The sequence below is a fragment of the Halomonas sp. AOP30-A1-24 genome, from assembly GCF_052378165.1.
In the GTDB taxonomy this organism is placed as follows: domain Bacteria; phylum Pseudomonadota; class Gammaproteobacteria; order Pseudomonadales; family Halomonadaceae; genus Vreelandella; species Vreelandella citrativorans.
Genome location: NZ_JBQSXL010000013.1, coordinates 98,257 through 107,570 on the forward strand (window position 1 = coordinate 98,257; position 9,314 = coordinate 107,570).

At 47.2% G+C, this 9,314-nt stretch carries 9 protein-coding genes; 8 read left to right on the plus strand and 1 reads right to left on the minus strand.

Features of this window, described 5'->3' with window-relative positions; all coding sequences use genetic code 11:
• The first annotated feature begins 282 nt into the window (after positions 1 to 282).
• The 3 genes from ACT3TJ_RS09440 to ACT3TJ_RS09450 all read left to right on the plus strand — a co-directional run bounded on the left by ACT3TJ_RS09440 (position 283) and on the right by ACT3TJ_RS09450 (position 3,660).
• Positions 283 to 756 (plus strand): RpiB/LacA/LacB family sugar-phosphate isomerase, encoded by a 474-nt coding sequence (locus tag ACT3TJ_RS09440; RefSeq protein ID WP_444622243.1) that lies wholly within the window; start codon positions 283 to 285, stop codon positions 754 to 756.
• A 106-nt stretch (positions 757 to 862) separates the two neighbouring features.
• Positions 863 to 2,593 carry a dihydroxyacetone kinase family protein gene (locus tag ACT3TJ_RS09445; RefSeq protein WP_193054756.1) on the plus strand — a complete coding sequence of 577 codons (1,731 nt, stop codon included), beginning with the start codon at positions 863 to 865 and terminating at the stop codon, positions 2,591 to 2,593.
• A gap of 89 nt (positions 2,594 to 2,682) precedes the next feature.
• The gene (locus ACT3TJ_RS09450) at positions 2,683 to 3,660 is read left to right on the plus strand and encodes a sugar-binding transcriptional regulator (protein ID WP_193054757.1); all 978 of its coding nucleotides are present in this window, start codon (positions 2,683 to 2,685) and stop codon (positions 3,658 to 3,660) included.
• Here the strand turns inward: ACT3TJ_RS09450 and ACT3TJ_RS09455 are convergent.
• Positions 3,642 to 3,782, minus strand: a complete 141-nt coding sequence (locus ACT3TJ_RS09455; protein ID WP_444622242.1) for a hypothetical protein — start codon at positions 3,780 to 3,782, stop codon at positions 3,642 to 3,644. The two genes, ACT3TJ_RS09450 and ACT3TJ_RS09455, sit on opposite strands and share 19 nt — an antisense overlap.
• A gap of 304 nt (positions 3,783 to 4,086) precedes the next feature.
• Here ACT3TJ_RS09455 and ACT3TJ_RS09460 point away from each other — a divergent pair, with 304 nt between their 5' ends.
• The 5 genes from ACT3TJ_RS09460 to ACT3TJ_RS09480 all read left to right on the plus strand — a co-directional run.
• Entirely contained in the window at positions 4,087 to 5,193 is a 1,107-nt protein-coding gene (locus ACT3TJ_RS09460; RefSeq protein WP_444622241.1) for an MDR/zinc-dependent alcohol dehydrogenase-like family protein, read from the plus strand.
• A 46-nt stretch (positions 5,194 to 5,239) separates the two neighbouring features.
• Entirely contained in the window at positions 5,240 to 5,884 is a 645-nt protein-coding gene (locus ACT3TJ_RS09465; protein WP_444622240.1) for a DUF2291 family protein, read from the plus strand.
• Between the two features lie 9 nt (positions 5,885 to 5,893).
• Positions 5,894 to 7,444, plus strand: a complete 1,551-nt coding sequence (locus ACT3TJ_RS09470) for a sugar ABC transporter ATP-binding protein (protein WP_444622239.1) — start codon at positions 5,894 to 5,896, stop codon at positions 7,442 to 7,444.
• Positions 7,445 to 7,469: 25 nt separating this feature from the next.
• Positions 7,470 to 8,567: an ABC transporter permease gene (locus ACT3TJ_RS09475; RefSeq protein ID WP_192528513.1), complete on the plus strand. Its 1,098-nt coding sequence runs from the start codon at positions 7,470 to 7,472 to the stop codon at positions 8,565 to 8,567.
• Positions 8,568 to 8,641: 74 nt separating this feature from the next.
• The coding region (locus ACT3TJ_RS09480) for a substrate-binding domain-containing protein (protein WP_444665672.1) at positions 8,642 to 9,314 on the plus strand (673 nt) is incomplete at its 3' end.

The following is a 9,314-nucleotide window of genomic DNA, read 5'->3' on the forward strand; positions in this document are numbered from 1 at the left end:
GGTGACGGAGTTTTTGGATGGATGGTTACTATACAAAAGTATAAGTATTATGCTTCTACAGCTTTTTTGGCTAATAATTTATATTATTCAATCGCTTACCATATTTATGTTTTATCTCTTTTGTATAAGCGCTGACATATACTTTATGTTCTTATGATCAATCTATTTACAAATGATCATCTGGTGGTAGATTGAAGGCACCAGTAGGCGGCTGGATAGAGTGTCTGAATATTTGTTGCTATCGGTCGCCGTGCTTCTATTGCTTGTGCGGAGAGAACCAAAATGTCTAATAAAACGCCTACTCTCAGGGTCGCGATTGGTGGTGATGAGGCTGCTTACGGCTTAAAGGAAATGCTGATTAGCCATGTTCGTGAGCTAGGCTTCGAGGTTGAAGATTTTGGCACGTTTAATGCTGAGCCGGTGCTATATCCTGACGTCGCATTTGAGGTAGCAACGGCCATTAAGGAAGGGCGTTTTGATCGTGGAGTACTGGTTTGTGGGACAGGTATTGGAGTAGCTATTTCTGCTAATAAAGTGCCTGGTATACGGGCTGCTCAAACGCATGATGTTTATTCGGCCGCTAAAGCTCAAACCAGTAACAACGCACAAATCGTGACCCTCGGGGCGAGAGTTGTGGGGCCAGAATTAGCCAAGCTAATTGTCTCCACATTTTTGAGTAATCATTTTTCTGGTGGTGCTTCCGGGTTAAAAATAGCAAAAATTGATGAGTACGAGTCTCGATTAACAACCCGCTAAGCATAAGTTGATGAGATGGCGAGACTGATTAATAGCCAGAAATTAACAATAACACCACTATGCAAGCTGTGATGACGCCGTATGTCTTCACTCCGGAGGTATAATAATGACACGCCTGTTTAATGATCCGAGTGATTTTCCTGAAGAAGCGCGCTTAGGATTAGTGGCTGCTAATCGCGATAAGTTGATGGCCGTACCCGGTGGTGTTGTGCGCAGTACGCGCAGTGAACCCGGTACGGTAGCCGTTGTAATTGGGGGTGGGAGCGGCCACTACCCCACGTTTGCTGGTTTGGTTGGGCAGGGGTTAGCGCATGGCGCCGTCATGGGGAATCTGTTCTGTTCTCCTTCCTCTCAGCAGGTTTACTCAGTGGCTAAAGCAGCCCATAACGGTGGAGGTGTGCTGCTTTCGTTTGGCAACTATGCGGGTGATGTACTGCATTTTGGTGAGGCACGAGAGCGCCTCATTGCCGAGGGCATTCCTTGTGAAATCGTGCTGGTGACTGATGATGTAGCTAGTGCACCGCTAGAAGAGATAGATAAGCGTCGTGGCATTGCGGGGGACTTAACCGTTTTTAAGGCCGCTGCTGCCGCTGCTGAAAACGGCTTGTCGCTTGAAGAAGTCGTCGTGGTGGCGAAAGAGGCAAACCGTTGCACGCGCTCTTTTGGTGTTGCCTTTGAGGGATGCACGCTGCCGGGAGCGGATGATTCCCTTTTCCATGTGCCTGAGGGGAGGATGGCTATTGGGTTGGGGATTCATGGTGAGCCTGGTATTAGTGAGGCTGATGTTCCCACCGCCGATGAACTGGCAGAAATGCTCGTTAATCGATTGCTGCAAGAGGTTCCTGAAGGTATTGCAGTCAGCGGAGCCCGCGTGGCCGTGGTACTTAATGGGTTGGGTACCGTAAAGTACGAAGAGCTATTTGTTATTTATCGCAAAGTCGATGAGCTATTGCAGAGTGTAGGCATACATATTGTAGAGCCGGATGTGGGTGAGCTGGTGACTAGCCTGGACATGGCGGGGGTTTCACTGACATTTTTCTGGCTTGATCAACAAATGGAGCCGCTTTGGACCGCTGCAGCTGATGCGCCTGGCTATCGAAAAGGCAGTGTCAAGCCCGCTGAGGCGTTAGACCCGGCTGAGGTAGAGGTCGTGGTGCAGGATACTATTCCTGAGGCCAGCGAGTCTTCTCGTAAGTTAGCGCGGGGCGTTATCGAGTCGCTGGAGGTCCTTGCCAATACCGTGAACAGCCATTGCGATTTATTGGGTCAGATTGATGCCGTCGCGGGTGACGGCGATCATGGCATCGGTATGCAGCGTGGTAGTAAAGCTGCGCTAGAAGGTGCTAACGAGGCTTTTAATAAGGGTGCAGGCGCGCAAACAGTGCTGCAATGGGCAGGGCAGCGCTGGTCAGATAAAGCGGGCGGTACATCAGGGGCTATCTGGCGGGTGATTTTGAAAGCAATGGGAGAGTCGCTAGGTAATGATAGGCCGCTCTCTGGCCAGCGCCTTGCGGCAGGTGTGATAAGTGCGCGTGATCAGGTAATGGCGTTTGGTAAGGCGGAGTTGGGTGATAAGACGCTCGTTGATGTGCTGGTCCCATTTGCCGATGCTTTATCCAAAGAGGTTGAGAAGAGCGGTGGGCTGGTGGCTTGCTGGGAAGTTGCCGCACGCGCTGCTAGCAAAGCGGCTGACGAAACGGCGAAACTGTTACCCCGAGTGGGGCGGGCACGCCCGTTGGCAGAAAAAAGTCTGGGCACGCGTGATGCAGGGGCTGTTTCGCTCGCGCTGATCATTCAAGCGCTTATCCCTGTATTGAAAAAGTGTGAGCCTAGCTGACATTATACGTTCTCGTGCGAGGTGCTCTTAAGTAGGAGCGCCTCGTTTTTAAGTACGTGCCATGCTTTTAAACAATTCCCGGATGCTGAATGAATAGTCAAGATACTGCTGACATTGACTTGATGACAGAGATTTCGACTCTCTACTATGTACAGGGGGAAACCCAAGAAGCGATCGCTAATCGGCTTGGTCATTCACGAGTACGAATAGGACGTCTGCTTAAAAAGGCACAAGCAGAGGGAATTGTTGATGTTCGAGTACGAGTGCATCCCGCTGTTAGCATTGAAATTGAGCAAGAGCTTAAGCGACGTTTTGGCCTCAAGCGGGCGCTAATTGCCCTGGATAACGCGGACCCGGATGCGCAGCGTTCAGGTGTGGCTAGCTTGGTGGCAGATCACTTATCGCGTAGCTTGATTGATGGCCAGATTGTCGCCGTTGGTATGGGGCGTAATGTAGCCGCCGTGGCAGATAACGTTTTTCAGGCAGAGGTATTAAAGGTTTCTTTTGTCTGTGCAATTGGCGGATCGCTGCGTGCAGGTGAGCATATGAACCCTGATCATATTTGTCGACGCTTGGCGAGCCGGTTTGGCGGCGATAGTGAGACACTTTACGCTCCTGCCTTGGTACAAAACGGCGATGTAAGGGACGCATTGTACGAAAATTCCACTGTTCGCCAGACGCTGGACCGTGCGCGACGCGCCGATACCGCTTTAATTGGCGTGGGCGACGTAAGTGAAGATAGCAATATGGTACGCATGGGATGGTTTTCTGCCCAAGAGATAGCCGAAGCGCGCCTGTCTGGGACGGTGGGGGATATGATGGGTTATGACTTTATCGATATCCACGGTCAGCCTTCTGATACACGCATGCAGGGGCGTGTAGTAGGCCTTAATATTCAGGACCTTACGCGAATTCCCGATGTTATTGCTATCGCTAGTGAGAATACCAAAGCTGTGGGTATTTTGGGTGCGCTTCGCACAGGCGTGATTGATACATTAGCGACCAGCGTCACTAATGCTCATACTATTTTGCGCCTTGATGAAGCGACTCAGCGCAATGTGACATAAGCAGATGCCTGTCTATTGGCTTTTTGGCTGGCCTGAACGCCCAATTTATTCAGTTGCTTGGCAGCTTTGGTTATCTGCTTAATCCCTTTTTCAGTCACTTCTTTGTTTATCACTTTGTCCATGGCATATGCATTTTGGTATGCCAAGGATGTCATGTGTTAGGCGATGCATTTAATAGTCCTATGATCATATGATCGAGGGTGGTTTACGTATTTCTTATATAGTGAGATTTTATGTCTTATAGGTTTTTATTTTTTATTGTTAATAATCAATTTGTTATGGTCTTAGTCTAAAGTATTAGCATGAAAAGTTACAATATAAATTGACTCGACTATCCTTAAAGTACTTAACTCATATGTACACGGTGATATCTTTTGTAATGCACGAAAGGTTGTAAACCATAATAAGAGACATTAGGAGTGAGCAATGCGTAATGCCGATAACAACAAGCACGCTGAATTACCACTAACCATGCAAGCTGTCGTGGCCTATGCTCCAGGTGATTATCGTCTTGAGGAGGTTGCTGTTCCAGAGGCGAAAGAGGGAGAAGTGGTGATTAAGGTCGAAGCATGCGGCATCTGCGCAGGTGATCTCAAGGCATACGAAGGCGCACCCAGCTTTTGGGGAGATGATACTCAGCCCGCTTATATAAAGGCTCCTATGATTCCGGGGCATGAGTTTATAGGTCATGTAATGGCATTGGGCGACGGCGTTAAACACTTGGAAATTGGTGATCGCGTTATATCTGAGCAAATTGTGCCCTGCTGGGAATGCAGATTCTGTAACCGGGGTCAGTATTGGATGTGTGAAAAGCATGATGTCTATGGGTTTCAGAACAATGTAAATGGTGGTATGGCTGAATACATGGTCTTCCCCAAAGAAGCCATTAACCATAAGCTCCCCGATGAAATCCCGATGGAAAAAGCGGTCCTCATTGAACCCTATGCTTGTTCACTGCATGCCGTTAAACGTGCACAGGTGGAGCTGGGTGATGTCGTGGTTCTCTCCGGTGCAGGTACGCTTGGGTTAGGGATGATCGGCGCGATTAAAAAATCCGGCCCTTCGAAACTGGTAGTCCTGGATCTCAATAATAAACGGCTAGAGCTTGCCAAAGAATTTGGTGCGGACATCGTTCTGAATCCAGCTGAGGTTAATGTTGTCGACTATGTGAAAAGTATTACAGAGGGATACGGCTGCGATATTTATATTGAGGCTACGGGAGCAGTTAAGTCGGTAGAGCAGGGGCTTTATATGATTCGTAAACTTGGGCGGTTTATTGAGTTTAGTGTTTTTAAAGAACCTGTTACTGTTGATTGGAGTATTATTAGTGACCGTAAAGAGCTGGATATATTGGGTGCTCATTTAGGCCCCTATTGCTACCCATTGGTTATTGAAGGTATTGGTAATAATGATTTTCCGACGGATAGTGTAGTAACTCATAAGCTTCCATTGAATAGATTTCATGAGGGGCTGGAACTTATGCGCAATGATCCCGATGCATTAAAAGTGGTGTTAATTCCAGACTGGAAGTAAGCCGTTAAAGGTTTTTATCATAAGCATAATAATAACCGGAGTGACCATGTCAGCGACATTAAATTCGTTGCCCGCTAACAAGCGTATAAAGGTTTATGTGGTAGGTGTTTGTGCCATAGCGCTTATTGTATTAATGGCATTTGATACCAAGATTGTAAGCCTGACCGAGCTTGAGAGTGAAATGGGGTTTTCAGCAGAAAACTTTGCACAACAAAGCTTTCCTGAGATTAAAGAGTACGTAGAAACCAATGCAGTAGAAGCAACCGTGTTGGCGCCAGAGGCTCTTGAAAGTGCCGTTGCGTCAGGAGAGAAATACGGTATTCCATCTGGTATTGGCCATATTATACCGGTGACTTTAACAGGCGTGGCTGTAGACGAAAAGTCGGGCATTTATACCGTTAATGTCGCTGGTATGTCCGATGAAATTGTTGTTCGGGTACAAGCTGGGTCGGCGATTAATGGCACCGCGCTTCGCGATACCACTGGGGATATTCAGTTTAGTGATTTCACCAACCAGATTGAATATCAAAATGCAGGTGCTGCTTTAAATGAAGAAATGAAGCGTCAGATACTTTCGGAAATGGCAGGGCAGGATTTAACGGGAAAAACTTTAGTGATCGCTGGCTCCTTTAACATGATTAATCCAAAGAGCTGGCTAATTACTCCGGTGAGCATAGCGATCACTGATTAAGGAGTAGCTATGTATAACAATCAGAAATCGACAGCTAAAACGACTTCACGTGAGGTGATCCTTTCTGCACGTAATGTTGAAAAACGTTTTGGTGCAGTGCAAGCCCTTAAAGAAGTCAATTTCGATATACACCGAGGGCTGGTGACTACGCTTTTTGGCGAAAATGGGGCGGGAAAATCTACACTGATGAAAATTTTGTCTGGCGTCATCCCTCAGACAGCTGGAGATATTGTTCTTGAAGGAAAAAACGTTTGCTTTTCTTCACCATCTGATGCGGAAGCATTAGGTATTACTATCATTCACCAAGAGCTAAGTTTGGCTCCTAATTTGAATGTCCGCGATAACATCTTCATGGGGCGTGAGCTTACTAAAGTTAGTGGTAGCGTCGACTATAGCGAAGAGGCACGTCAGGCTGAGCTATTAATGAAAGAGTTGGATGAGCCCATTCATCCCTTAACGCCGGTCGAAGATCTGCGTGTTGGTCAACAACAGATCGTTGAAATTGCTAGAGCGCTGTCCAAAAAATCCCGCATTCTCATCATGGATGAGCCGACTTCTGCATTAAGCGCGTCGGAGGTCGAGACACTGTTCAAAGTAGTCCGGGATCTCAAAAGCAAGGGTGTATCGATTGTCTATATCTCACACCACTTAGAGGAAGCGCTACAGATTACAGATCATGTTGTTGTTCTGCGTGATGGCGTTATGACCGCCTATGCCCCGCGCTGCGAAATCGACCTTCAGTGGATTGTAAGGCACATGGTGGGCGAGAGCTTTGATCTTGGCTCACCCCCGGAAGGGTATGAGCAAGGAGGCATAGCGCTTTCTATTCAGCACCTTTGCGTAAGTGACGATAATGTCGCAGATCGCTATGTGGTGGATGACTTGTCACTTGATGTTCGTGCGGGAGAAATAGTCTGTATTTATGGATTGATGGGGGCAGGAAGAACAGAGCTACTAGAGTGTGTTGCTGGGCGAGTACGGCAGTCGGAGGGGAAAATACGACTCCAGTCACAAGAGATATCGCATTACAACATTGCACAGCGAATAGAAAGAGGTTTGGTGCTAGTACCGGAGGACCGCCAACGGGATGGATTGGTGGCAACCATGACAGTCGGGCGTAATTTGTCGCTGGCTAGCATCAATGCATTTACTCGTAAAGGAATTACTTCATCCAGCTTAGAGGAGGGAATGGTTGCTTCAGCCATCAATAAGGTACATATCAAAACAGATGGTGGTGAGGCTGAAATTGGCTCATTGTCTGGAGGCAATCAGCAGAAAGTTGTTATCGGTAAAATGCTGGCAACCAATCCTGACGTCTTCATGCTTGATGAACCGAGCCGAGGTATTGATATTGGCGCGAAAGCAGAGGTCTTCAAGCTGCTCAGTGAAGGGGCGCGCGAGGGCTTGGCAGTCGTTTTTACAACATCTGAAGTAAGCGAGTGCTTAAGCATACCGCATAGGGTTGTAGTGATGAGCAAGGGGCGAATCTCTGCTGAATTCGGACCTGGCGTATCAAAGGAAGAAATTATGGCCGCTTCAGGCGAATCAGTTGCCGCGTGAGTATTCAATCGGATAGGTGTTTAACATGTCTCATTACAACAACGGATCACAAGGCAAAAAGGGCGGCATTGATATCATCAAGATATTATTGGAAGGCAGGGCCTTTTTTGCATTGATCGCGATTATTATCGTCTTTTCTATTCTCTCGCCTGTTTATTTCTCGACGGGCAATTTTTTGACGATGTCCTCGCACGTAGCCGTTTTCGGTTTGCTAGGTATAGGAATGCTGTTTGTCATCCTAACAGGCGGTATAGATTTGTCGGTAGGCTCTACATTGGCGCTGTGCGGAGTATTTGCCGGCATGCTGCTAGAAGGGGTTGAGATTGAGGCGCTTAATTTAGCGTTCTTTCCCTCCGTGTGGGTTGTTGTAGTGCTTACGTGTTTACTAGGTGGGTTGGTCGGAAGTATTAACGGTGTTCTGGTTGCCTATTTTAAAGTGCCTGCTTTTGTTGCCACCTTGGGCATGTTGTATGTTGCCCGCGGCGCAGCATTGTTATTGACTGATGGCCTGACTTTTAATCGCTTGAGTGGCGATCCTGCATTAGGTAATACGGGATTCGAGTGGCTTGGTTTTAACAAATTATTGGGGATTCCTGTGGGAGTTCTGATCCTCTTTTTTGTGGCTATTGTATGCATGCTGGCGTTAAGTCGCACACCGTTTGGGCGCTGGATCTACTCAACGGGTGGTAATGCACGGGCGGCAGAGTTATCGGGTGTGCCTGTTAATAGAGTGAAGCTCTCTGTTTACATTATTTCCGGTGTATGTGCTGCCTTGGCTGGGATTGTTCTTGCCTCTCAATTAACGTCAGCAGGACCCACCGCCGGAACAACCTATGAATTAACGGCAATCGCTGCAGTCGTTATAGGGGGTGCTTCACTAATGGGTGGGCGCGGCTCAGTAAGAAATACTCTGCTGGGTGCATTTGTAATTGGCTTCTTGGCAGATGGCCTGGTAATCATTGGGGTTTCTGCCTACTGGCAAATGGTGTTTACAGGAAGTGTTATTGTTTTTGCCGTCATGCTTAATAACATTCAGTACAGTGCCAAAAATAAGTCTTCTAAAAAGTTAGAGACAAAACAAATTGATTCAAAAGATAAAAATTCTGAAGCAACAGCCGCTTAGCGTGGTTTTGCTTAGAAGTATGGCCTGCTAAGGGCTACGCAGAAGCTCTAATAATCATAACTATGAGGTGATGTATGTTTCCAAAAAGCAAAAAGCTAGCTCTAACAGCGCTTGCCAGCATATCAATGCTAGTAAGTGGTTCTATTGTGGCTCAGGATAAAGGGTTAATATCTATTATTGTGAATGATATGTCTAACCCCTACTGGCAAACAGAAGGAGCAATTGCTGAGCGCACCGCACAAGAATTAGGGTACACAGCAAATGTCAGTTCACATGTAGGTGATACTAATACGGAAAGCAATCAGGTGGACACGGCTATTACCAATGGGGCTGAGGCTATAATTTTGGATCCTGCTAATGCAGATGGCTCCATTGGCGCTGTCCGTAGGGCTGTCGACGCAGGAATTCCTGTATTTATAATTAATGCTGAGATAAATGAACAAGGATTAGCTAAGGCTCAGTTAGTTTCAAACAACGCTCAGGGGGCTGCGTTAGGTGCGCAAGAGTGGGCAATGCAGTTGAACGGGGAAGGGACCTATATAGAATTAGAAGGTCCGCCTTCAGATAATAATGCAGCAACACGCTCTAATGGGTATGAGACTGTCCTGAGCCAGTATCCTGATCTAACCCAAGTAGCCTCTGACATCGCTAATTGGGATCGTACCCAAGGGCGCAATAAGATGCAGAGTATGCTGCGTTCTCACCCAGATATTAATGGTGTCATTAGCGGTAACGATGAAATGGCAC